This is a genomic window from Pantoea sp. UBA5923 (assembly GCF_002431095.1).
Classification (GTDB): Bacteria; Pseudomonadota; Gammaproteobacteria; order Enterobacterales; family Enterobacteriaceae; genus Pantoea; species Pantoea piersonii.
The window spans coordinates 1-21693 of sequence record NZ_DJDN01000065.1 but is presented as its reverse complement, the minus strand read 5'-3'; the positions used below and the strand labels follow the sequence as shown (position 1 = coordinate 21693).

Annotated in this window: 22 protein-coding genes and 1 pseudogene; 8 read left to right on the top strand and 15 right to left on the bottom strand. The window is 60.0% G+C overall.

Annotation, left to right across the window (positions count from 1 at the left end):
* Positions 1–103 precede the first annotated feature (103 nt).
* A complete protein-coding gene (pbpG, locus tag B3797_RS14835) occupies positions 104–1051 on the bottom strand; it encodes a D-alanyl-D-alanine endopeptidase (protein ID WP_120451600.1) in 948 nt (315 codons plus the stop codon).
* Between the two features lie 226 nt (positions 1052–1277).
* Positions 1278–1865, bottom strand: a complete 588-nt coding sequence (locus B3797_RS14830) for a Yip1 family protein (protein WP_311781934.1) — start codon at positions 1863–1865, stop codon at positions 1278–1280.
* A 209-nt stretch (positions 1866–2074) separates the two neighbouring features.
* Here B3797_RS14830 and B3797_RS14825 point away from each other — a divergent pair, with 209 nt between their 5' ends.
* Positions 2075–2650, top strand: coding sequence for a DedA family protein (locus B3797_RS14825; RefSeq protein ID WP_120451598.1), 576 nt, complete (start codon positions 2075–2077; stop codon positions 2648–2650).
* Here B3797_RS14825 and B3797_RS14820 read toward each other — a convergent pair.
* Entirely contained in the window at positions 2647–3429 is a 783-nt protein-coding gene (locus B3797_RS14820; RefSeq protein WP_311791472.1) for an SDR family oxidoreductase, read from the bottom strand. The genes B3797_RS14825 and B3797_RS14820 overlap by 4 nt on opposite strands.
* A gap of 119 nt (positions 3430–3548) precedes the next feature.
* Between B3797_RS14820 and B3797_RS14815 the strand changes: the two genes are divergently transcribed.
* Together B3797_RS14815 and B3797_RS14810 are read left to right on the top strand one after the other, a co-directional pair.
* Positions 3549–5363 (top strand): glycoside hydrolase family 15 protein, encoded by a 1815-nt coding sequence (locus B3797_RS14815; RefSeq protein ID WP_311791471.1) that lies wholly within the window; start codon positions 3549–3551, stop codon positions 5361–5363.
* Between the two features lie 185 nt (positions 5364–5548).
* Entirely contained in the window at positions 5549–6646 is a 1098-nt protein-coding gene (locus tag B3797_RS14810) for a L,D-transpeptidase family protein (RefSeq protein WP_311781937.1), read from the top strand.
* Between the two features lie 113 nt (positions 6647–6759).
* On the opposite strand, the gene B3797_RS14805 is transcribed toward B3797_RS14810, so the two are convergent.
* Positions 6760–7785 carry a transporter gene (locus tag B3797_RS14805; protein ID WP_311781938.1) on the bottom strand — a complete coding sequence of 342 codons (1026 nt, stop codon included), beginning with the start codon at positions 7783–7785 and terminating at the stop codon, positions 6760–6762.
* Between the two features lie 165 nt (positions 7786–7950).
* On the opposite strand from B3797_RS14805, the gene B3797_RS14800 reads away from it, so the two are divergent.
* Positions 7951–9555 (top strand): inorganic phosphate transporter, encoded by a 1605-nt coding sequence (locus B3797_RS14800; RefSeq protein ID WP_311791470.1) that lies wholly within the window; start codon positions 7951–7953, stop codon positions 9553–9555.
* 17 nt (positions 9556–9572) lie between these two features.
* On the opposite strand, the gene B3797_RS14795 is transcribed toward B3797_RS14800, so the two are convergent.
* From B3797_RS14795 to B3797_RS14780, 4 genes are all read right to left on the bottom strand, one after another.
* Complete coding sequence (locus B3797_RS14795) at positions 9573–10760, bottom strand: MFS transporter (protein WP_311791469.1); 1188 nt, start codon at positions 10758–10760, stop codon at positions 9573–9575.
* Between the two features lie 72 nt (positions 10761–10832).
* Positions 10833–11783 (bottom strand): tRNA dihydrouridine(16) synthase DusC, encoded by a 951-nt coding sequence (dusC, locus tag B3797_RS14790; RefSeq protein ID WP_311791468.1) that lies wholly within the window; start codon positions 11781–11783, stop codon positions 10833–10835.
* Between the two features lie 4 nt (positions 11784–11787).
* The gene (rhlE, locus tag B3797_RS14785) at positions 11788–13134 is read right to left on the bottom strand and encodes an ATP-dependent RNA helicase RhlE (RefSeq protein ID WP_311781942.1); all 1347 of its coding nucleotides are present in this window, start codon (positions 13132–13134) and stop codon (positions 11788–11790) included.
* 207 nt (positions 13135–13341) lie between these two features.
* Positions 13342–13734: a YbhQ family protein gene (locus B3797_RS14780; protein WP_120451581.1), complete on the bottom strand. Its 393-nt coding sequence runs from the start codon at positions 13732–13734 to the stop codon at positions 13342–13344.
* A gap of 179 nt (positions 13735–13913) precedes the next feature.
* Here B3797_RS14780 and B3797_RS14775 point away from each other — a divergent pair, with 179 nt between their 5' ends.
* The 3 genes from B3797_RS14775 to B3797_RS14765 are packed head-to-tail and all read left to right on the top strand — an operon-like array spanning position 13914 to position 16884.
* Complete coding sequence (locus B3797_RS14775) at positions 13914–14675, top strand: endonuclease/exonuclease/phosphatase family protein (RefSeq protein WP_120451579.1); 762 nt, start codon at positions 13914–13916, stop codon at positions 14673–14675.
* Positions 14672–15916, top strand: a complete 1245-nt coding sequence (clsB, locus tag B3797_RS14770; protein WP_311781943.1) for a cardiolipin synthase ClsB — start codon at positions 14672–14674, stop codon at positions 15914–15916. The genes B3797_RS14775 and clsB overlap by 4 nt, the downstream gene beginning before the upstream one ends.
* Positions 15916–16884, top strand: coding sequence for a lysylphosphatidylglycerol synthase domain-containing protein (locus B3797_RS14765; protein ID WP_120451575.1), 969 nt, complete (start codon positions 15916–15918; stop codon positions 16882–16884). Before clsB ends, B3797_RS14765 begins: the two co-directional genes overlap by 1 nt.
* A 45-nt stretch (positions 16885–16929) precedes the next feature.
* Here B3797_RS14765 and B3797_RS14760 read toward each other — a convergent pair whose 3' ends face one another.
* Both B3797_RS14760 and B3797_RS14755 read right to left on the bottom strand, forming a co-directional pair.
* Positions 16930–17637 carry a Bax inhibitor-1/YccA family protein gene (locus B3797_RS14760; RefSeq protein WP_120451573.1) on the bottom strand — a complete coding sequence of 236 codons (708 nt, stop codon included), beginning with the start codon at positions 17635–17637 and terminating at the stop codon, positions 16930–16932.
* Between the two features lie 92 nt (positions 17638–17729).
* Positions 17730–18824, bottom strand: coding sequence for a DUF1615 domain-containing protein (locus B3797_RS14755; protein WP_311781944.1), 1095 nt, complete (start codon positions 18822–18824; stop codon positions 17730–17732).
* A gap of 149 nt (positions 18825–18973) precedes the next feature.
* Between B3797_RS14755 and B3797_RS14750 the strand changes: the two genes are divergently transcribed.
* On the top strand, positions 18974–19759 hold the full coding sequence (locus B3797_RS14750; protein ID WP_311781945.1) for an OBAP family protein: 786 nt from the start codon (positions 18974–18976) through the stop codon (positions 19757–19759).
* On the opposite strand, the gene moaE is transcribed toward B3797_RS14750, so the two are convergent.
* The 5 genes and pseudogenes from moaE to moaA all read right to left on the bottom strand — a co-directional run.
* Positions 19756–20208 carry a molybdopterin synthase catalytic subunit MoaE gene (gene moaE / locus B3797_RS14745; protein WP_120451569.1) on the bottom strand — a complete coding sequence of 151 codons (453 nt, stop codon included), beginning with the start codon at positions 20206–20208 and terminating at the stop codon, positions 19756–19758. The genes B3797_RS14750 and moaE overlap by 4 nt on opposite strands.
* Position 20209: 1 nt before the next feature.
* Entirely contained in the window at positions 20210–20455 is a 246-nt protein-coding gene (moaD, locus tag B3797_RS14740) for a molybdopterin synthase sulfur carrier subunit (RefSeq protein ID WP_120451566.1), read from the bottom strand.
* Positions 20448–20933: a cyclic pyranopterin monophosphate synthase MoaC gene (moaC, locus tag B3797_RS14735; protein WP_311781946.1), complete on the bottom strand. Its 486-nt coding sequence runs from the start codon at positions 20931–20933 to the stop codon at positions 20448–20450. The genes moaD and moaC overlap by 8 nt, the downstream gene beginning before the upstream one ends.
* Positions 20934–20936: 3 nt before the next feature.
* Positions 20937–21452: a molybdenum cofactor biosynthesis protein B gene (gene moaB / locus B3797_RS14730; RefSeq protein ID WP_120451561.1), complete on the bottom strand. Its 516-nt coding sequence runs from the start codon at positions 21450–21452 to the stop codon at positions 20937–20939.
* 15 nt (positions 21453–21467) lie between these two features.
* A pseudogene (gene moaA, locus B3797_RS14725) lies at positions 21468–21693 on the bottom strand (GTP 3',8-cyclase MoaA); the annotation flags it as partial.

Below are 21693 nucleotides of genomic sequence, written 5' to 3'. Positions count from 1 at the left end.
TCGCGCGTAGTGTAGGGCCAGGCGCACCGGGAAACTATAGGAATGCTGGCCGTTCTCGTCGAGCCGGGTTACGGCGTCCGCGCAGGCAGACGCCGGTAAAGGATTATTCCACCGCGCTGCCGCTGCGGGCGTTGCTCGCCACCTGTCCGGCTTTCTGTTTTTTATAGGCCAGCGCCGCCGCCGGCACTGGCGCAGCCTTGCCGGTCAGCAGCCAGTCACGCAGGCGGTTAGCATCGGCGAAATGGGTATATTTGCCGAACGCGTCCAGCACCACCAGCGCCACCGGCCGGTTATTGATCAGGGTGCGCATTGCCAGGCAGTGGCCCGCCTCATCGGTGTAGCCGGTTTTGGTCAGCTGAATGCGCCAGTCGTTTTTATAGATCAGATGGTTGGTGTTGCGGAACGGCAGCGCATAGCTCGGATGGGTAAAGACCGCGGTCTCTTCTTTGGTTGTGCTCAGCTGGCCCAGCAGCGGATAGTCGCGCGTCGCGCGGAGCAGCTTAACCAGATCTTCCGCGCTGGAGACGTTATGAATCGACAGGCCGGTCGGCTCGACGTAGCGCGTATGCGTCATGCCCAGCGCGCGCGCTTTGGCATTCATGGCGCGGATAAAGGCGTCGTAGCCGCCGGGATAGTGATGCGCCAGGCTGGCCGCCGCGCGGTTCTCTGAGGACATCAGCGCCAGCAGCATCATATTGCGGCGGCTGATTTCGCTGTTGAGTTTGACGCGGGAAAAGACGCCGCGCATCTCCGGCGTATGGCTGATATCCACCGAAATTCGCTCATCCAGCGACTGCTTCGCATCGAGCGCCACCATCACCGTCATCAGTTTGGTGATAGAGGCGATAGGCCGAACGCGATCGGGATGGCTGGAAAAGAGCACCTTACCGGTATTAAGGTCGACGATCATCGCGCTGCCCGAGGCGATTTGCGGCTCGGCGACCGGCGCGAGCTGAGAAAGAGACGTAGCCGCCTGGGCGGGCGCAATTGCCGCCTGGCCGCCGAACAGCAGCGCCAGCGAAAGCAGTGAATAGCGAATGGTTACAGGCATCTTATAAAAAAGTACCGATTAAAATATTACGCCGTGTTGTACACAGGCCGCCCGCCGCAGAGCCGACCACGCGGGGGCTGGCAGCAGCATATTACGCGGAAGCGTAAGAAATTTCCTGGTGAGAATGTTTCTGAGCGTTAAAAAAAAACGTCCTGCGACATCACTGTCGCAGGACGTTTTACTGTTTAAGCCAAATCATTCGCTTACTAGCGTGATCAGCGTTGATTTAAAACAGTCGCGGCCCGTAACCCCACAGCACCACGGTCAGCGCCAGCAGCACCTCAAACACCAGCACGCCGATCGCCAGCGTCGAGCCGGAGAAGCGCAGACTTTCGTCACGGTCTATATTGAGAAACAGCGGAATACCGACATAAAGCAGATAGCCGGTGTAGACCAGCGCCAGCGCGCCGATCAATACGCAGAGCCAGACCAGCGGATAGAGCGCCACAATGCCGCTTAAAAAGAGCGGCGTAGCGACATAACCGGCGAATACCGTACAGCGCTGCATGCTGGGCCGCTGCGGATAGTCTCGCGCCATCCAGTAAATGACGCGGCCCATTACCGCTACGCCGCCCAGAATAAGCAGATAAAACAGTATGCCGAGCGCAATTCCGGTCAACAGGTTTAGCTGGACAAAGCGCCCTTCGCCCAGGTTCCAGCCCAGCTGCGTTGTGCCGATAAAGGCGCAGATCACCGGGATCGCCGCCATCAGCAGAACGTGGTGGGTGTAATGGTGCGAAACGCTCTCATTTTCTTGCTTGATATCGCGCATTTCCCGATCGGGATGCGCCATAAGACCCCAGACATGGTTCATATAATCACCTCGCAGATGCGACAGGCTGCCCAGAATCCACGTCGCTGGCCCCTCAGGCAGCATCACCTCAAGTATAAACGGCGTTGTTGCTTTTGTAGCCAGCAGGCGGGTAATCGACAAAAAATAGTCGCTGTGGCCTAAGCCAGCCGGAATGATCGGCCGAAGCGGTATAGAATGTATTAACCGCGGACAGAACAGGGAGTTTACTTTTGCATTTCGATATCAACGGATTAATTACGCAGTATGGCTACCTGGCGCTGCTTATCGGCTGTATCGCCGAAGGGGAAACTTTCACCCTGCTGGGTGGCGTGGCGGCGCATGAGGGATTACTGAACTTTGTCGGCGTGGTGCTGGCGGCCATGGCGGGCGGCGTGATTGGCGATGAGCTGCTCTACTGGATTGGCCGTCGCTACGGCACGAAAATTTTGCGTAAGCTGAAGAAGCATCAGGACAAGGTGGTGAAGGCTAACCGGCTGATCCAGCGTCATCCCAGCCTGTTTGTTATCGGCGTGCGCTTTATGTACGGCTTTCGCATTATCGGCCCGATTATTATCGGCGCAAGCCACCTGAAGCCGCTGAAATTCCTGGTGCTGAATATTATCGGCGCCGCGATCTGGGCGACGATCTTCGTCGCCCTGGGTTACTTTGCCGGCGGCGTCATCGCGCCCTGGCTGCACAAGCTCGATCAGCACCTGAAACATGTTCTGTGGCTGGTCGCGGCGGTGGTCTTCGCCTTTGCGCTGCGCTGGGTGATCCGCCGCTGGAACAACCGCCGCGCCGGTTAGATATCCTTCCCGCCGTAAAACTGCGGATTGGCCAGCATAAAACCGCCATCAACGATAAAGGATTGTCCGGTGGTATAGCTGGCCCACTCCGAGCAGAGCCAGGCCACAAGACTGGCGATCTCGCGCACGTCGCCGGGGCGTCCAATGGGAATCTCCGGCGTTTTGACCTTCTGCGCATCGCCGTCGCCCATATTGTTCATCGGCGTGGCGATAGCGCCGGGCGCCACGGAATTCACCAGAATATTGTGTTTAATCAGGCTAATGGCCATTGATTTGGTGAGGCCGCCCATGGCGTGCTTCGCCGCCGTGTAGGCGACGGCGTTGGGCAGCGGCGTGTGCTCATGCACCGAAGTGATATTGATGATGCGTCCGCCAGCGCCCTGCTCCACCATTTTGCGCGCGGCGATTTGGCCGCAGACAAAGGCGCCGTCAACGTCAACATTAAACACCTTGCGCCACTCCTCAAACGGCGTATCGAGGAATTCAGATTTGGCGTTCGCGCCTGCGTTATTCACCAGCGCGTCAATACGCCCAAGCCGGGAGATCAGCTCTGAGAGCGAGCGGCCGCCCTCCTGCGGATCGGACAGGTCGAGGTGAATGCTCTCGGCGCGACGGCCTTTTTCACGCACCAGACGCGCGGTCTCTTTCGCGCCCTCCTCATCGGAACGCCAGGTGATACCGAGATCGTAGCCCTGCTCCGCCAGCATAAGCGCGCTGGCGCGGCCGATGCCGGAGTCAGATGCGGTAACGACGGCGACTTTATTCTCTGATGTGGTCATGGTTGCTTCCTCAGGGTGTCGGGTAAGGTGAAGTATAGAAGCAATCCCGTTATGTCCAGCCGCGGCCCCCTGCTGCCGCTTTGTCTATAGTTAAAAGAGTGCCCGCTACGGAGATGAGGATGAGCAAAATAAAACGCCCGATTGAAGATCACGGCATCATTGGCGATTTGCGCACCTGTGCGCTGGTGGCAAACGACGGCACCATTGACTATCTCTGCTGGCCTGCGCTCGACAGCCCGTCGGTATTCGCCGCGCTGCTCGACAGCGACGATGCGGGACTATTTTCACTGGCGCCGGAGTGGGAAAACGTGCGTCGTCAGCAGCTCTATCTGCCAGACACCAATATTCTTCAGACGCGCTGGCTGGGTGCGGAAGGCGTCGCGGAGATCACCGACTATATGCCGATCTGCGACGACGCGAAAAAGCTGCCCCGCCTGATTCGGCGGGTCAAAATGGTGCGCGGCAGCGTCTGGTTCAGCATGCGCTGCGCGCCGCGTCACGACTATGCGCGCGCCCAAACCCGCGCGCAGGCCGAAGGCGACTGCATCGACTTTTATGCGGAGAATCAGCCCACGCTGCGCCTCGCCGCCACGGTGCCGCTGACCTGCGAAGCGCACGCCGCCACGGCGCATTTTGAACTCAAGTCGGGCGAGCACGTCGAGTTTGAATTCGGCAATCAGGAGGATGAGCGCATCGGCGCCGTCGCCACTGAAATCTGCTTCGAAGAAACCATCAACTACTGGCGACGCTGGAGTAAAAAAAGTAACTACAACGGGCGCTGGCAGGAGATGGTGCAGCGCTCGGCACTGGCGCTGAAGCTGCTCACCTCCAGCCAACACGGCTCTATCGCCGCTGCCGCCACCTTTGGTCTGCCGGAAGAGCTGGGCGGCGTGCGCAACTGGGACTATCGCGCCTCCTGGATCCGCGACGCCTCATTCAGCATGTATGCGCTGATGCGTCTCGGCTATGTGGACGAAGCGAAAAACTTTACCCGCTGGGTCGGCCGCTGCGTTGAGAACAGCCACCACGACGAGATGCGTTTGCAGGTGATGTATCGTCTCGACAGCGGCATCGAACTGCATGAGATCGAACTGCTTAACCTCTCCGGCTACGCCGACTCGCGGCCGGTGCGCATCGGCAACGACGCCTGGCAGCAGACGCAGCTCGATATTTACGGCGAGCTAATGGATGCGGTCTATCTGGCGAACAAATATGGCGAAGCGATCTCAGAACGCGGCTGGCAGCACGTTGCGCAGATGATCGATATGGTGAGCGAAAACTGGAACCAGCCCGACGCCGGTATCTGGGAAATGCGCGGTGAGCCGGAGCATTTTCTTCACTCGCGACTGATGTGCTGGGTGGCGCTGGATCGCGCGCTGCGCCTTGGCATGAAGCGTTCGCTGCCGATGCCCTACGCGCGCTGGGACCAGGCGCGCAGCGAGATCCGCGCCGATATCTGGCAAAACTTCTGGAACGCCGAACGCGGCCACTTCGTTTCAACGCGTCACGGCAACCATCTTGACGCCTCGATGCTGCTGATGCCGCTGGTGCGCTTCGTCGGTGCCACCGATCCGGAATGGCTGGCGACGCTCGACGCCATCAAGCGCGAGCTGGTAAGCGACGGTATGGTGCGCCGCTACAATATTGATGAGACGCCCGCCGACGGCCTGACCGGTTCGGAAGGTTCTTTCGGCGCCTGTTCGTTCTGGTATGTAGAGTGCCTGGCGCGCGCCGGACGCATCCACGAGGCGCATTTCGAGTTTGAGAAACTGCTGAGCTACGCCAACCCGCTGGGATTATATGCCGAGGAGTTCGACAATCACGGCCGCGCGCTGGGCAATATGCCGCAGGCGCTGACCCATCTGGCCCTGATTAGCGCCGCCTTTTTCCTCAATCGCAAACTGAGCGGTGAAGTGACCTTATGGCAGCCCTGACCGGCTCCCTTATCAGGGCAAGGAGGCCCGATAACACAGTCGGTTACCTAAAGTCTGCGATGGCTGCTAAAATCCTGATTCACAACATCGAAACAATGCCCATATAATGTGCAGCCGGCCACGCTGACCGGTACGGGTTCGATAAACTGACAAGCCTGCTAACAGGCCATAACGACTTGTAAAATATGAAAATGATTCGCGCGTTTGCTTCAATGGCTCTGGCGCTGGCAGCATTCAGCCAGTCCGCCTTCGCTGTGGTTTACCCCTTACCAGCCGCCAACAGCCGTCTGATTGGGCAAAATATTGAGATTACCGTCCCTCAGGACAACAAGCTGCCGCTGGAAGCTTTTGCGGCGCAGTACCAGATGGGCCTCAGCAATATGCTGGAAGCCAATCCTGGCATGGATGTCTACCTGCCGCAGGCGGGCAAAAAGATGATCATTCCGCAGCAACTGATCCTGCCTGACGCCCCGCGTGAAGGCATCGTGATCAACAGCGCGGAAATGCGCCTCTACTACTATCCGAAAGGCACTAAAACCGTTGTGGTGCTGCCGATCGGCATTGGCGAGTTAGGCAAAGATACGCCGGTTAACTGGACCACCACGGTGCAGCGCAAGAAAGCGGGTCCGACCTGGACGCCGACTAAAGCGATGCATGCTGAGTACGCCTCGCGCGGCGAGAACCTGCCGGAAGTGTTCCCGGCCGGTCCGGACAACCCGATGGGCCTCTACGCGCTCTATATCGGTCGTCTCTACGCCATCCACGGCACCAACGCCAACTTCGGTATTGGCCTGCGCGTCAGCCACGGCTGCGTACGTCTGCGCGCCGACGATATCAAATGGCTGTTCGACAACGTGCCGGTCGGCACGCGCGTGCAGTTTATCGATCAGCCGGTCAAAGCAACGGTGGAGCCGGACGGTTCGCGCTATGTAGAGGTGCATAACCCGCTCTCTACTACCGAAGAGCAGTTTAACTCCCGCGAAGTGGTGCCGATTACCCTGACCTCTGCGGTGACCAAAGTGATCGCTGACGCCAGCGTCAGCCAGGATCAGGTCAACGCGGCGATTCAGAATCGTACCGGCATGCCGACTAAAGTGAACGGCGTTGCTGACAGCGTGCAGACCGCGCCGACCGAAGTACCGGAAGCGCCGAACGCACAGCCTAAAGAGGAGCCGATGACGCCGGTTACGCCGCAGGGCGCCAGCGTTGCCAATCCTGATGCCGCGCAGCAGGCGCAGCCAGCCGCTGCCCCCGCTCCGGCCCCAGTAAATAATCCTTCATAAGATTTATTCGCTGTGAAATCGAAAAAGCCCGCCTGTGCGGGCTTTTTTATTGGTGGGCTGGCGGGAAGGTAAGAGGTTTTTGCCTTCCCGGTTCTGTTGGTTTACCCACTGCTCTACTTCCCTGGCCGCCGCAACGCCAGCCAGCCCGCCACAATGGTAAAAGCCAGCACCACCAGCACCAGAATCAGGAAGCCGTGTGGATTGCCCGAAAGCGGAATGCCGCCGACGTTCATGCCGAAGAAGCCGGCAACGATGTTAATCGGCAGCGCCAGTACGGTCATCATGGTTAACAGAAACAGCGTGCGGTTGCTGTGCTCCATCAGGCGCGCGGCGATCTCCTCCTGCAACAGCCTGATGCGCTCCATCAGGCTGGCGAGATCGTTAAGCACCACGCTGAACTCTTCGGTAAAGGCGCGCAGCTCGCGCAGGGTATCCAGGTTGAGCCAGGCGGGCGGACGATTAAGCAGGCGAAACAGCGCGGCCGGCTCCGGCGCCAGCAGGCGCTGAATGCGCAGCAGCATACGACGCAGATGCCCAAGCTCGCTGCGGTTCGCTTTGATCGCCGGACTGAGCAGCCGCTCTTCAATCGCATCCACGGCGAGGCTGGTACGCCGCACCACCTGCTCCAGCTGGCGCTCCTGCTCGCCCAGCAGGCTGAGCAGCATCTCTTCCGCATTGCGGAAGGCGCACGACTGCAGTTGCTGGTGCATTCGCTCGATCATGCCGACCTGGCGATAGCGCGCGCTAACCAGCAGCTGACGACGACACCAGATCCAGAGCGTGGCGTTCTGCGCGCTGTGCTCCTCCTGGCTGAAGGTCACGTCGTTAAGGATCGCCAGCAGCGCTTCGCCCTGCTCCGCCAGCCGGGTGCGCGACGAGGCCGAATGAATCTCTTCGAAGAAATCTTCATCAACCTGAAAGTGGCTCTGAACCCAGTGCTGGGCGCGGGCGTGATTGAGATTGATATGCAGCCAGAGAAACTCGCCGTCGCGACGCGGATTCTCTCCCGCCAGTACCGCTTCGCGCGCGTTCAGGCGGCGGGGCGGCGCGTCTGGAGAGATCAGGTAGCCGTGAATTAAACCGGCAACCTCGTCATCAAAATCGGATTTATTCGGGGCAAGCAAGAGGTCTGAAACCATGGACGGGATAAATGTAAGAGCGGACCAGATCCACAGACTGATGCAGAGTGATGACAGAACAATGACAGCGACCGCGCAACATCATTGTTCTGTCATATAAAGCGCGTATCCCTGCCAGTAATGGGTGCGGACAGGGCGCGCCCGCAATCTTTTACCGAGGTGTTTATGAGCGAAAATAGCTTATCGTCATCCCCATCGGTTGGCGGGCGTCCAAATCTCACTGGCAAACGCAACCGTTTTTCAAAACCGCTGTTTCTTATTCTGCTGATCGCCGGGCTCTCTTTTGCCGGGTTCAATCTGTTTAGCGACGTGCAGGAGACCGATACGCCGGTTACCAGCTACGTCCCCTTCTTTCTGCTGGGGCTGGCGCTGGTGATCGCGCTAGGGTTTGAGTTCGTCAACGGTTTCCACGATACCGCTAACGCGGTAGCGACGGTGATCTATACCCACTCGCTGACGCCTGGCGTGGCGGTGGTCTGGTCAGGCCTGTGCAACTTTCTCGGCGTGCTGCTCTCCAGCGGCGTGGTGGCGTTCGGCATCATCTCGCTGCTGCCGGTGGAGCTGATTTTACAGGCGGGCAGCGGCGGCGGCTTCGCCATGATTTACGCGCTGCTCTTCTCCGCCATTATCTGGAACCTGGGCACCTGGTATCTCGGCCTGCCCTCCTCCTCTTCCCATACGCTGATCGGCTCGATTATCGGCGTCGGCGTCGCTAATGCGCTGCTACACGGCCGCAGCGGCATGAACGGCGTAGACTGGGACCAGGCGATTAAAATCGGCTACTCGTTGCTCCTGTCGCCGCTGGTGGGGTTTTTCTGCGCCGCGCTGCTGCTGCTGGCGATGAAGGCGTTTATCCGCAACCGCGATCTTTATGAAGCGCCGAAAAGCAGCGAGCCGCCGCCGATCTGGATCCGCGGCCTGCTGATCCTCACCTGTACCGGCGTCTCATTCGCACACGGCTCTAACGACGGACAGAAAGGCATGGGTCTGATTATGCTGATTCTGGTGGGCACCATGCCGATCGCCTATGCGCTGAACCGCTCGCTGCCGCCGGAGCAAATTCCGCGCGTGGCGGCGCTGGCGCAGGTTACGGAAAACCAGCTGCTGCAGCTGCAGCCCGCCAGCGCCCATCCGCCGGTGGCGCGTGACGTGCTGACCGACTATGTGCGCACCAATCAGCTGAACCCCAACGTGCTGCCCGCGCTGGCGCTGACGCTGGGGGATATCAGCGAGCAGATCCGCCGCTACGGCTCAATGGAGAATATTCCGGCGCAGGCGGTTTCCAACACCCGTAATCAGATGTACCTGACCTCGGAATCGATCAAGCATATTCAGACCAATAAGGTGGCGATGCCGGAAGAGACGCAGCGCAATCTGACGGCGATTAAGCATGAGCTGGACAGTGCCACGCGCTTTATTCCGATGTGGGTCAAGGTGGTGGTGGCAATTGCGCTCGGCCTCGGCACCATGGTTGGCTGGCGTCGTATCGTGGTAACCGTCGGCGAACGCATCGGCAAAACCCATCTTAACTACGCGCAGGGTGCCAGCGCGGAGCTGGTGGCGATGGCGACCATTGGCGCGGCGGACAGCTTCGGCCTGCCGGTTTCCACCACCCATGTGCTCTCATCCGGCGTGGCGGGCAGTATGGCGGCCAACCGCTCCGGCCTGCAGCTCGCTACGCTGCGCAATCTGGCAATGGCGTGGATCCTGACCCTGCCGGTCTCCATCCTGCTGGCGGCCGGGCTTTACGCGCTCTTCTCACGCTTCTGATCGCTAACGGCGCGGCGTTACGCCGCGCCGCTGTAGCGCTGCGTCAGGCGCAGCGTAATGCCGAAGGCCCCCAGCACCATCATCGCCGCCGCCAGGTAGACCGACTGCATCCCCCAGTAGCCGATCAATAAGCCCGCCACCGGCCCGGTCAGGCCCAGCCCCAGATCGAGAAACGCCGAATAGACCCCCAGCGCCGATCCCTGATCCTGCCGCTCTACCTGCTTGACCGCCTCTACGCCCAGCGCAGGGAAGATCAGCGAAAAGCCGCAGCCGGTCAGCAGCGCGCCAAGATCCACCAGCAGGCTGCTCTCCGCCTGCCAGATAATCAGCAGCCCCGCGCACTCCAGCAGAAAAGAGAGGATAGCGACCCGCAGCCCGCCGAAGCGCGTAATAGTCCGGCTGAACAGCAGGCGGAACAGCACAAAGCCGAGGCTAAACAGCGACAGCGCAAAGGCGGCACCGCTCCAGTCGCGGCTGGCAAAGTAGAGCGTAATAAAGGTAGAGATAACGCCGAAGCCGATGGTGCCGAAGCCGAGCGCCAGGCCGAACAGCCAGACGCGTGAAAAGACGCGGTGAAAAGGAATGCGCTGCCCATGCGTCGCCTCGACCGCGGGTTTACGGCTCGCCAGCAGGTAGCCCACCACGCCCATCAGCACGACCAGGCCGGCAAAGCCGCTGATGCCCAATCCCTGGTTGAGCATCACGCCGAGCGGCGCGCCGATCGCCATCGCCAGATAGGTGGCGACGCCGTTCCAGGAGATAACGCGCGCCGTCTGCAGCGGCCCGACGATATTCATGCCCCACAGCGTCGAACCGGTGCTGCTGAAGCTCTCGCCGACGCCAAGAAACAGACGTCCGACCGCCAGCAGCAGCAGGCTGAGCAGCGGCCAGTCGCGGCAGAGTGCGGCAACGATGGTCAGCACGCCGCTCATGCCGCAGCAGAGCGTGCCGAGCATCACGACCCGCTTTGGCCCCAGCCGATCCGCCAGCCGGCCCGACTGGGGACGACTCAGCAGCGTGGCGAAATATTGCAGGCTAATGATGAGGCCCGCCATAAAAGAGCTGAAGCCCAGCTGGTTATGCACGAAACCCGGCAGCACCGCCAGCGGCAGGCCAACGGAGAGATAACAGAAGAAGGTAAAGATAAGAACGGAGAGAATGCGTTTGTTAAGTTGACCGTTAGTCAGTACCACGACATCAGACATAGCAGGCTGGCTTGTAGTGAAAAATGGCTTTCACTATACGCTTAGCCTGCTAACGGGTCGCCTGAATTTTTATCACAGGGCAAAGCTAACCGTCTGCCGATCAATCACCTCGGCGATAGCAGAGGAGCTTTTCAGCGCGCGAATTTCGGTGAAGAGGCCGTCGGCCTGCGGATAGGCTTTACGCAGGTAGCCGAGCCACTGCTTGATGCGCGCGACGTGGTAGAGGCCGGTATCGCCCTGCTTCTCCAGCCGCGTATATTTTTGCAGCAGCGCCACCACATCTGGCCAGGCCATCGGCGCCTCATTGTATTTCACAACCCGGCTGAGATTCGGCACGTTGAGCGCGCCGCGGCCGATCATCACCGCATCGCAGCCGGTCACGCGCAGGCAATCCTGCGCGCTCTGCCAGTCCCAGATTTCGCCGTTCGCCACCACCGGAATACGCAGCCGCTGACGGATCTCGCCAATCGCCTGCCAGTTGATCGCCTCAGCGCGGTAGCCATCTTCTTTAGTGCGTCCATGCACCACCAGCTCGCTGGCCCCCGCCTGCTGCACCGCGTCGGCGATTTCAAAGCGACGCTCGCCGGAATCCCAGCCGAGCCGCACTTTTACCGTTACCGGCAGATGCGCAGGCACCGCCTCGCGCATCGCTTTCGCGCCGCGATAGATCAGTTCCGGATCTTTAAGCAGCGTGGCGCCGCCGCCGCTGCCGTTTACCAGCTTCGACGGGCAGCCGCAGTTAAGATCGACACCCCACGAGCCAAGCTCTGCCGCGCGCGCCGCGTTCTCCGCCAGCCACTCAGGATACTGACCGAGCAGCTGCAGGCGCACCCGCGTGCCAGAAGGCGTGCGGCTGCTGTTGCGCAGCTCGGGACAGAGCCGGTAAAACGATTTTACCGGCAGCAGCTGATCCACAACGCGCAAAAACTCGGTGACGCAGAGGTCGTAATCGTTAACCTCGCTCAGCAGCTCGCGCACCAGCGAATCCAGTACGCCCTCCATCGGGGCCAGCAACACCCGCATGGCGTTACGCGGTTCCGGTTTTCTTCGCTGCCGGACGACGCGCCGGACGCGCAGGCTTATCGCCCTGCGCAGTCTGGCTTTGACGGCGCGGCTGCGGCGCGCGCTTGTCGCCCTGCGGACGCGATGACGACGGTGCGCCGCCCTGTCCACGACCGCGACCGCGCGGCTGTTGCTGCTGACGACCGTTCTGAATCGGCTCCGCCTTGATGCTCGGATCCGGCTCGTAGCCCGGGACTGCCAGGCGTGGGATTTCACGCTTCAGCAGACGCTCGATATCGCGCAGCAGCTTGTGCTCATCTACGCAGACCAGCGACAGCGCGGCGCCAGTAGCGGCGGCGCGGCCGGTACGGCCGATGCGGTGCACATAATCTTCCGCCACGTTCGGCAGCTCATAGTTGACGACGTGCGGCAGCTCTTCGATATCGAGACCGCGCGCGGCGATATCGGTAGCGACCAGCACGCGAATCGCGCCGGTTTTAAAGTCGGCCAGCGCGCGGGTACGTGCGCCTTGGCTTTTGTTGCCGTGGATCGCCGCAGCGGTGATGCCGTCTTTATTCAGCTGTTCCGCCAGGTGGTTGGCGCCGTGTTTGGTACGGGTAAACACCAGCACCTGCTGCCAGTTGCCTTCGCCAATCAGCTGCGAGAGCAGTTCCCGCTTGCGCTTCTTGTCAACGAAATGCACCTGCTGCGAGACCTGTTCAGAGGCGGTGTTGCGACGCGCCACTTCTACCTGCTCCGGGTTGTGCAGCAGTTTTTCCGCCAGCGTTTTGATTTCGTCGGAGAAGGTGGCAGAGAAAAGCAGGTTCTGACGTTTGGCCGGCAGCTTTGCCAGTACGCGACGGATATCGTGGATAAAGCCCATATCGAGCATACGATCCGCTTCGTCCAGCACCAGCACTTCGATCTGTGACAGATCGACCGCGTTCTGGTGTTCCAGATCGAGCAGACGGCCCGGCGTGGCGACCAGAATATCAACGCCGCCGCGCAGTTTCATCATCTGCGGGTTAATGCTGACGCCGCCGAACACCACCAGCGAACGCAGCTGCAGATATTTGCTGTAGTCACGGACGTTTTCGCCAATCTGCGCAGCCAGTTCGCGCGTCGGCGTCAGGATCAGGGCGCGTACCGGACGGCGACCGCGGCCCGATGCAGCCTGAGTAGAGAGTTTTTGCAGCAGCGGCAACGTAAAGCCGGCGGTTTTGCCGGTGCCGGTCTGCGCGCTGGCCAGCAGGTCGCGGCCGGAGAGCACCACGGGGATCGCCTGGCGCTGAATAGGCGTAGGTTCACGGTAGCCCTGTTCAGCGACCGCACGCAAAATATCGGCACTCAGGCCGAGAGAGTCAAAAGACATTAAGTGTGTTACTCCGGTCCGCCCTGACCGCGATTCACGGTGTAGTTTTCAGGGGGGAAAGTGACGCCAGCCGAGGGCTAACGTGTGAAAAGGGCACAAACTACGATGCGTAAGGCAGGCAGTGTAACAGCTTTCGCTGCGGGGTGCGAGAAAGCCGGAAACAACAGGGGCCGCCTTTCGGCAGCCCCTGTCAGCGAACACAGCGGTTTAGCTACGCTTTTTCTGGATACGCCCTGCCGGCTCCTTCGCCAGCAGCGAGACCAGCGCCGGGCCCACCAGCATCACCACGCCCAGCATGCCAATCAGCAAAGCGTTGTGCACATAGCGCGAGACAATAAACAGCGTCATCATCGCCGCGCCAAAATAGTAGGTGGTGGTCGCTTCTTCAAGGTAATCACCGATGCTACGCAAACGAACACTACGCTGCAGGACCAGCATGGCGATAAACACCACGGCATAGGCGGCTACCAGCGTGCTGCACACTTCGATCAGAGCCTTATGCTTCCAGCCCCAGATCAGCGCGGCGATGACCAGCGCATGCATAGCAATATGCACGCAGGTTTGTCCGGTGACAATTTGAACACGATTAGACCATTTCATTCTCTTCTCCTGGCAGACCCAACAGGTCGCCCAAGTGCAACCGGCACAGGCCGGTAACGGTTTCCTCAATGTAAAGCAATTTTCGGATAACGCCCTAAATTTCCATCCTTATCCGCACCCGTTTGTGACAAAGACTACACTTTACTTTTGTTGCTGATGAAAAGGAGTGCGTCGAGAGTATGCCACAAACCAAGCAAGGATTTTCCCTTAAAGTCCTGACGATCAATACCCACAAGGGATTTACTACTTTTAACCGTCGCTTCATCCTGCCGGAACTGCGTGAAGCGGTACGCGCCACCTCGGCGGATATCGTCTTTTTGCAGGAGGTGATGGGCACACATGCCATTCATCCTCTGCACCATGAGAACTGGCCGAACACGCCGCATTACGAGTTTCTTGCCGATACCATGTGGAACGATTTTGCCTATGGCCGCAACGCCGTCTACCCGGAGGGGCACCACGGGAACGCGATTTTGTCACGGTTTCCCATTCAGGAGTATGAAAATCGTGATATTTCTGTTGCAGGAAGTGAAAACCGTGGCATGTTGCACTGCAAAATCACCCTGCCGGAGCCACACGGCACGCTGCATGTTATCTGCGTGCACCTCGGCCTGAAGGAGGCGCACCGCCACGCGCAGATGAAAATGATGTGTGACATGGTCGCCTCGCTGCCGCCCGACGCGCCGCTGGTTGTCGCGGGCGATTTCAACGACTGGCAGCTGCGCGCCAATCATATTCTGAAGCATGGCGCTGGTTTAAAAGAGGTATTCAGCATGAAACACGGCCGCCCGGCGCGTACCTTTCCCGCCCGCTTTCCGCTGCTGCGGCTCGATCGTATTTATGTTCGCAACGCCACCGTCAGCCATCCCTGGGCGCTGCCGCGCAAACCCTGGTCGCACCTGTCGGATCACGCCCCGCTCGCCGTGGAGATCCACCTATGAATTTTGAATGGCGAGAAGGCAACAGTCTGCGCCTGCTGGAAAACGGCGAAGAGTTTTTCCCGCGCGTATTCGGCGCTATCCGCCGCGCCGAGCGCACCGTGTTGCTGGAAACCTTTATTCTGTTTGAGGATGAGGTCGGCAACGCGCTGCACCGCGAGCTGCTGGCCGCCGCGCAGCGCGGCGTGAAAATCGAAGTTATGGTGGATGGCTATGGGTCGCCGGATCTCTCCGATAAGTTCGTCAACAGCCTGACGGCGGAAGGGGTGCGCTTCATCTATTACGATCCGCGCCCGCTGGTAATGGGGATGCGCACCAACGTGTTCCGCCGCCTGCACCGCAAAATTGTGGTGGTGGACGAAACCGTCGCCTTTGTCGGCGGCATCAATTTCTCCGCCGAGCACAACACCAGCTACGGCCCCGAGGCGAAGCAGGATTATGCGGTGGAGGTCAAAGGCCCCATCGTGGCGGATATCACCCGTTATGTGCGCGAGGCGATGGGCAGCGAGGCGGTGACGCGCCGCTGGTGGGGTGGCCGCTCGCATCGTCCCGCGGTCAACGCCACGCCCGGCAATGCGCAGGTGCTGTTCGTCTATCGCGATAACGACGAGCATCGCGACGATATCGAAAAACACTATCTCGATATGCTGCGTACGGCAAAAGAGGATGTGATTATCGCCAACGCCTACTTTTTCCCTGGCTACCGTCTGCTGCGCGAAATGCGCAGCGCGGCCCAGCGCGGCGTCAGAGTCAGGCTGATTGTTCAGGGCGAGCCGGATATGCCGATCGTTAAAGTCGGCGCGGAGCTGCTCTATAACTATCTGGTGGATGCGGGTGTGGAAGTCTATGAATATATCCGTCGCCCGCTACACGGCAAGGTGGCGGTTCAGGATCGCCAGTGGGCCACCGTCGGCTCCAGCAATCTCGATCCGCTGAGCTTATCGCTCAACCTTGAAGCTAACCTGATCGTCTACGATCGCGACTTTAACCAGACGCTGCGCGACAACCTGGAGCAGCTGCTGGCGAAAGATTGCGAGCGCGTGCAGGAGGATCGCCTGCCGCCGCGCACCTGGTGGCAGCTGACCAAAAGCGTGATTGTCTTTCACTTCTTACGCCATTTCCCGGCTATCGCCGGCTGGCTTCCCGCGCACACGCCGCTGATTGCGCAGGTCGACCCGCCGGTTCAGCCGGAGATGGAGACGCAAGACCGTGTCGAAACCGACAATGAAGGGGCTAAATCCTGATGGCGGAAAAACATCCGAAATGGAAGCTGGCGAAAAAGGTGCTTACCTGGATCTTTTTTATCGCGGTGATTGTGCTGCTGGTGATCTACGCCCGCAAAGTTAACTGGGAAGATGTCTATAACGTTATCGTCAACTACAACCGCTTCGCGGTGCTGAGCGCTGTCGCGCTGGTGATAGTGAGCTATCTGACCTACGGCTGCTATGACCTGATCGGCCGCGCCTACTGCGGCCATAAGCTGGCGAAGCGGCAGGTGATGCTGGTCTCTTTTATCTGCTACGCCTTTAACCTGACGCTGAGCACCTGGGTCGGTGGCGTCGCGATGCGCTACCGGCTCTACTCGCGGCTGGGGCTGGACAGCGCCACCATCACGCGCATCTTTTCCCTGAGTATCGCCACTAACTGGCTCGGCTATATTTTGCTGGCGGGCGTGGTATTCAGCGCGGGCATGGTGCCGATCCCCGGCGGATGGTTTATCGGTGAGACCACGCTGCGCATTATTGGCGTGGCGCTGCTGGTTGTCGTGGCGGTTTTTCTCTGGGCCTGCGCCTTTTCAAAGCGCCGCAAATGGACCATCAGACGCCAGACGCTGCAATTGCCGTCGCTGCGCATGGCGCTGTTTCAGTTTGCGGTGTCGTCCGCTAACTGGCTGGTGATGGGAGCGATTATCTGGCTGCTGCTGGCGCGTCAGGTGGATTACCCCATTGTGCTTGGCGTGCTGCTGATCAGCAGTATCGCAGGGGTGATTATTCATATTCCGGCCGGTATCGGCGTGCTGGAGGCGGTGTTTCTGGCGCTGCTGAGCGGGCAGCACGCTTCACACGGCACCATCATCGCGGCGCTGCTCGCCTATCGCGTGCTCTATTTTATTCTGCCGCTGCTGCTGGCGCTGGTGCTCTATCTGGTGCTGGAGAGTCGCGCGAAGCATCTGCGCGCGAAGAATGAACAGAAACTGCAGAAGAGTTCGTAAAGCGGAATCGCCCCATCCCGACCGCGGGATGGGGCAAAGTGCCTGTTAGCGGCGGTTGCCGAAGATGCGCAGCAGCATCAGGAACAGGTTAATAAAGTCCAGATAAAGCTTCAGCGCGCCCATAATCGAATAGCGGCGCAGCGACTCGCGGTCGCGCACGTCGATCTGTTCGCCAATCTGGCGCAGCTGTTGCGTGTCATAAGCGGTCAGTCCCACAAACACCACCACGCCGATATAGGTAATCGCCCACATCAGCGCCGGGCTTTTCAGCCAGAAGTTCACCAGCGACGCCAGCAAAATACCAATCAGCGCCATAAACAGCAGGCTGCCGAAGCGGCTCAGGTCGCGTTTTGTGGTGTAGCCGTAAAAGCTCATGGCGCCGAACATCCCCGCCGTCACAAAGAAGGTGCTGGCGATCGAGCTATAGGTGTAGGCCAGGAAAATACTGGCCATCGTCAGGCCGGTCAGTACCGAATAGAGCATAAACAGACCGGTCGCCAGCGCGCCGCTCAGGCGATTCACCATGCCGGAAAGCACGAACACCACCGCCAGCTGCGCGATAATCAGACCGAAGAAGGTCATGCGGCTGGAGAAAATAAAGAACATGATGCGCTCGTTGCCTGCCGCATACCAGGAGACAAAAGCGGTCAGCAGCAGCCCGCAGGTCATCCAGCCGTAGACCTGCGCCATATACGTCTGCAACCCGCTTGTAGCGGGCTGCACCAGGGAATCATTGCGTGGATATCTGTCCATGATGCACCTCATAAAAGTGAAAAGGCGTCGGAAGACCGACGGTCATGCCTAATTGTGGCACAGCATGGGTTAACTGCTCCACAATGCGTGCCTCAGCGGCGCGATAAACATTGCTGATAGCGGCTGTCGACGCGCTGAGCGAACCAGGCCGTGGTGAGATTGCGGGTGATTTTCGGGCTTTCCAGCTTAATGCCCGGCAGCATTTCGCGCGGCAGCGGCCGACCGGCCATCTTGTCTGCCAGCGCAAAGACCTGCTTCCAGAGCGTGCTGTCGCTAAAGCTCTCCTGCTCCCCTTTCTCTAAATCGCGGCGAATGGCGCTTTCGCTCATATCGATCTGCTTCGCCAGGGTACGCACCGCCAGCTCCGTCGAACCTGCTTTATCCGATCCATAAAGGATCAGATCGCCATCCAGCGCCAGCTTCATGCCGGTGGCGCGTGCCACCGCCGCCTGAAAGGCCGCGTTGCGGCTGGCGTACCAGCCTGCGTTGAAGTCGGCGAAGCGGTAGAGCGGCTTGCTGTAGTCCGCCGGGTAGCCGAGCAGATGCATAATGCCGAAATACATGCCGCCGTGGCGGGTAAAGACCTCGCGGCGAATCGAGCCGTCGATCGGCCAGGGGTAACCTTTAGCGTGCGCTTCGGCGAAGCTGATGCTGACCTGCATCGGGCCGCCGGTATGAATTGGGTTAAGGTTGCCGAACAGGGTCTGCCCCATCGGCACCATATCAATGAAATCATCGAAAATGGCGCTCAGCTCTTTTTCGCTGCGCACTTTATCGAGCCGCGCCGCATAACTTTCGCCGTTGGGCGATTTAATCAGCAGCGCGGTGCGCACCAGAAATGCCGGTACGTGCACCTTCGCCGCGCGGCGATCGATCTCGCCCCAGGCGATTTTCGGCAGGCCGGGTACGGCCGCTTCGGCGCTAAAGTTCGATTCCTGATCCGCCACGGCGATAGCGGCGCACAGGTTGCTGACGCTGGGATCGATCTGCTGAGTGCGGAATGAGGTGTAAATATCGGTGGCCCAGCCGGGCTTGTCGCTGACGTGCGCGGGCAGCAGACGCTGAATCTGCGCCTTAACGTCGGCAGGCTGACGCACCGGCGCTTCGGGCGTTTTTTTCGTACTACAACCCGCCAGCACCAGCGCGGCGAGCAGCGAGAAACGTTTGAGCGATGCTGAAACTGACATACCTGTCCTTGCGAGAAAACAAACCCTTACCTTAGCACCGAAGCAGGGACAAACCATCAGACGAGGCGTAAATTCCCGCTTCACCGTCGCGCTTGCTTATCGGCCATTCTCAACCAGGTTTAGCTTTTATCGTCTAAAAGGAAATTGTGATGCAAAAACTCTGGATCGGCGCCACTGTCGCCCTGCTGCTCAGCGGGTGCGGCGCGAATAATAGCCCTGCGCAGGTCGCCACGCCCGGCGCGCCTGCCTCGGCAAAAATGAAAACTCTCTCTACAGGCGCTGACCTGCTGCAGTCGCGTCCGCCCATTGAGGCGATCAGTACCTATCTCGACGGCTTTCACTTCTATAACGGCGACCAGAACGGCCAGATGGAGGCGCACCACTACGTCACGGTGCTGAACGATGACGTGATGCAGGCGGTGATTTATGACGGCAATACCAAAGACGCGCGGCTGATGGGCGTGGAGTACATTATCAGCGCGCGGCTTTATCAGACGCTGCCGCCGGAGGAGAAAAAGCTGTGGCACAGCCACCGGTATGAGGTGAAGTCAGGCACCCTGATTGCGCCAGGCCTGCCGCAGGCGGCGGATCATGCGCTGATGGCGCGCATCGCCAATACCTACGGCAAAACCTGGCACACCTGGCATACCGATCGCGACCAGACCCTGCCGCTCGGCATTCCGGCGCTGATGATGGGCTTTACCGCCGACGGTCAGCTCGATAATCGCCTGCTCGCCGATCGCGATAAGCGCTTTGATATCGACAGCCGCAAGGTGCGCGCATCGCGCGCCGATATCGTCACGCAGCCAGTTTTACCGGGCGCTGACGCCTGGCAGCGCGGCGAAGTCATTCAGCTTAAACGCGTTTCCGGCGGCGGCGAACATGCCCACGGCCAGACGCACTTCGGCCCGGCGGAGCAGCTCAGCAAGCCTTAATCCCAGCGCTGCGCGGCCTGATGGTCGCTGTCGCGGGCGTCTACCCAGCGATCGCCCTGTTCGGTCGCCTCACGCTTCCAGAAGGGCGCGCGAGTCTTCAGGTAATCCATAATAAATTCCGCAGCGGCGAAGGCGCTGCTGCGGTGCGCGCTGGTCACGCCGACAAACACGATCTCATCGCCGGGAAACAGCTCGCCGATGCGGTGGATCACGCTGACGCGCTGTAAAGGCCAGCGGCTGCGCGCCTCGTCGACAATCTCCTGCAACGCTTTCTCCGTCATGCCCGGATAGTGCTCAAGCGTCAGCGCGGCGACGCTGTCGCCCAGGTTGTGGTTGCGCACTTTCCCGGTAAACGTCACTACCGCGCCGTCGGCGTTGGAGGTAGAGAGCCAGGCGTATTCGTCAGCCATGCTGAACGGCGCCGCGCCGACGCGGATCTGCGTTGCCATATCAGCCTCCCGTCACCGGCGGGAAGAACGCCACTTCGTCGCCCGCTTTCAGCGGATGCGACATCGGCACCAGCGTCTGGTTTACCGCAGCCAGCAGCTTGCCGGAGTCGAGCGCCAGCGCCCAGCGATCGCCTTTTTGCGCCAGCGCGCCGCGCAGCGTCGCCACGTCGGGGAACGCATCAGGCATCTCCAGCGCGCTGGTGCCAACCAGTTCGCGCACCTGGGCGAAAAAGAGCACGTTAATCATGGGTCACCGCCTGGAAATCGCCGGACTTGCCGCCGCTTTTGCTCAGCAGGCGCAGCTGGTCGATAACGATATCTTTCTGCACCGCTTTACACATGTCATAGATAGTCAGTGCCGCCACCGACGCGGCGGTCAGCGCTTCCATCTCGACGCCGGTTTTGCCGCTCAGGCGGCAGAGCGAGGTGATGCGCACGCGCTGATGTTCCGGCTCAGCGACCAGGTTGACTTCGACTTTGCTCAGCATAAGTGGATGACAGAGCGGGATCAGCTCCCAGGTGCGCTTGGCGGCCTGAATGCCGGCAATGCGCGCAGTCGCGAAAACGTCACCTTTGTGGTGGCTGCCGTCGACGATCATTTGCAGCGTATCGGCGGCCATCAGCACCAGCGCTTCCGCGCGCGCCTCGCGCACCGTTTCCGCTTTGGCCGAGACGTCCACCATATGGGCTTCGCCTGCGGCATTAATATGGGTCAGTTGAGACATGGCTTACAGCTTCTTTAAGTGTGAAACGAAATTACAGGGGCCGGTGCGGGCATCGATCTGATCGGCAATAATGCGCTCCCAGGCGCTTTCGCAGGCGCTGGTCGAACCCGGTACGGCGAAGATAAGGGTGCCGTTGGCCATGCCGGCGACGGCGCGCGACTGCAGCGTTGAGCCGCCGATATCTTCCCAGGAGAACATGCGGAACAGCTCGCCGAAGCCCTCAATTTTTCGATCGAACAGCGGCTCAATCGCTTCTGGCGTGTTGTTCTTCGCATTGAATCCCGTACCGCCATTAATGACCACCACCTGTACATCCTGGCTGGCGATCCAGCGCGACACGATAGCGCGGATGCGGTAGCGGTCTTCGCCGACGATAGCGTGATCGACCACCACATGCCCGGCTTCGCTCGCCGCGGCACGCAGGTAGTCGCCTGAAGTGTCGTTGCTGGCGTCGCGTCGATCGGAAACGGTCAGCACCGCCAGGTTGACCGGAATAAATTCACCCGTAGATTTGCCCATTACTCGCTCCTGAGATTAACCGCCGATGAAAGAAAGGTTCTGCGTGATGCCGGTATTGCCCTGATGCAGGAAGTGCGTCTGCTTCTTCTCGCCCAGGCTGTGGGCGATGCGCGCCTGCAGCTCCGCCTGCTGGTCATCGGAAACCAGCAGATCGCGCAGCGGCACGCCGCTGTCGCCAAACAGGCAAAGATGCAGATTGCCGCCTGCGCGTTTCGGCACACGGCAATCTGCATCTTTGCCT

Coding starts and splice junctions, on each gene's coding strand:
- pbpG (WP_120451600.1), bottom strand. CDS start 1,051: ATGCCTGTAACCATTCGCTATTCACTGCTTTCGCTGGCGCTGCTGTTC.
- B3797_RS14830 (WP_311781934.1), bottom strand. CDS start 1,865: ATGAACCATGTCTGGGGTCTTATGGCGCATCCCGATCGGGAAATGCGC.
- B3797_RS14820 (WP_311791472.1), bottom strand. CDS start 3,429: ATGACCACATCAGAGAATAAAGTCGCCGTCGTTACCGCATCTGACTCC.
- B3797_RS14815 (WP_311791471.1), top strand. CDS start 3,549: ATGAGCAAAATAAAACGCCCGATTGAAGATCACGGCATCATTGGCGAT.
- B3797_RS14810 (WP_311781937.1), top strand. CDS start 5,549: ATGAAAATGATTCGCGCGTTTGCTTCAATGGCTCTGGCGCTGGCAGCA.
- B3797_RS14805 (WP_311781938.1), bottom strand. CDS start 7,785: ATGGTTTCAGACCTCTTGCTTGCCCCGAATAAATCCGATTTTGATGAC.
- B3797_RS14800 (WP_311791470.1), top strand. CDS start 7,951: ATGAGCGAAAATAGCTTATCGTCATCCCCATCGGTTGGCGGGCGTCCA.
- B3797_RS14795 (WP_311791469.1), bottom strand. CDS start 10,760: ATGTCTGATGTCGTGGTACTGACTAACGGTCAACTTAACAAACGCATT.
- dusC (WP_311791468.1), bottom strand. CDS start 11,783: ATGCGGGTGTTGCTGGCCCCGATGGAGGGCGTACTGGATTCGCTGGTG.
- rhlE (WP_311781942.1), bottom strand. CDS start 13,134: ATGTCTTTTGACTCTCTCGGCCTGAGTGCCGATATTTTGCGTGCGGTC.
- B3797_RS14780 (WP_120451581.1), bottom strand. CDS start 13,734: ATGAAATGGTCTAATCGTGTTCAAATTGTCACCGGACAAACCTGCGTG.
- B3797_RS14775 (WP_120451579.1), top strand. CDS start 13,914: ATGCCACAAACCAAGCAAGGATTTTCCCTTAAAGTCCTGACGATCAAT.
- clsB (WP_311781943.1), top strand. CDS start 14,672: ATGAATTTTGAATGGCGAGAAGGCAACAGTCTGCGCCTGCTGGAAAAC.
- B3797_RS14765 (WP_120451575.1), top strand. CDS start 15,916: ATGGCGGAAAAACATCCGAAATGGAAGCTGGCGAAAAAGGTGCTTACC.
- B3797_RS14760 (WP_120451573.1), bottom strand. CDS start 17,637: ATGGACAGATATCCACGCAATGATTCCCTGGTGCAGCCCGCTACAAGC.
- B3797_RS14755 (WP_311781944.1), bottom strand. CDS start 18,824: ATGTCAGTTTCAGCATCGCTCAAACGTTTCTCGCTGCTCGCCGCGCTG.
- B3797_RS14750 (WP_311781945.1), top strand. CDS start 18,974: ATGCAAAAACTCTGGATCGGCGCCACTGTCGCCCTGCTGCTCAGCGGG.
- moaE (WP_120451569.1), bottom strand. CDS start 20,208: ATGGCAACGCAGATCCGCGTCGGCGCGGCGCCGTTCAGCATGGCTGAC.
- moaD (WP_120451566.1), bottom strand. CDS start 20,455: ATGATTAACGTGCTCTTTTTCGCCCAGGTGCGCGAACTGGTTGGCACC.
- moaC (WP_311781946.1), bottom strand. CDS start 20,933: ATGTCTCAACTGACCCATATTAATGCCGCAGGCGAAGCCCATATGGTG.
- moaB (WP_120451561.1), bottom strand. CDS start 21,452: ATGGGCAAATCTACGGGTGAATTTATTCCGGTCAACCTGGCGGTGCTG.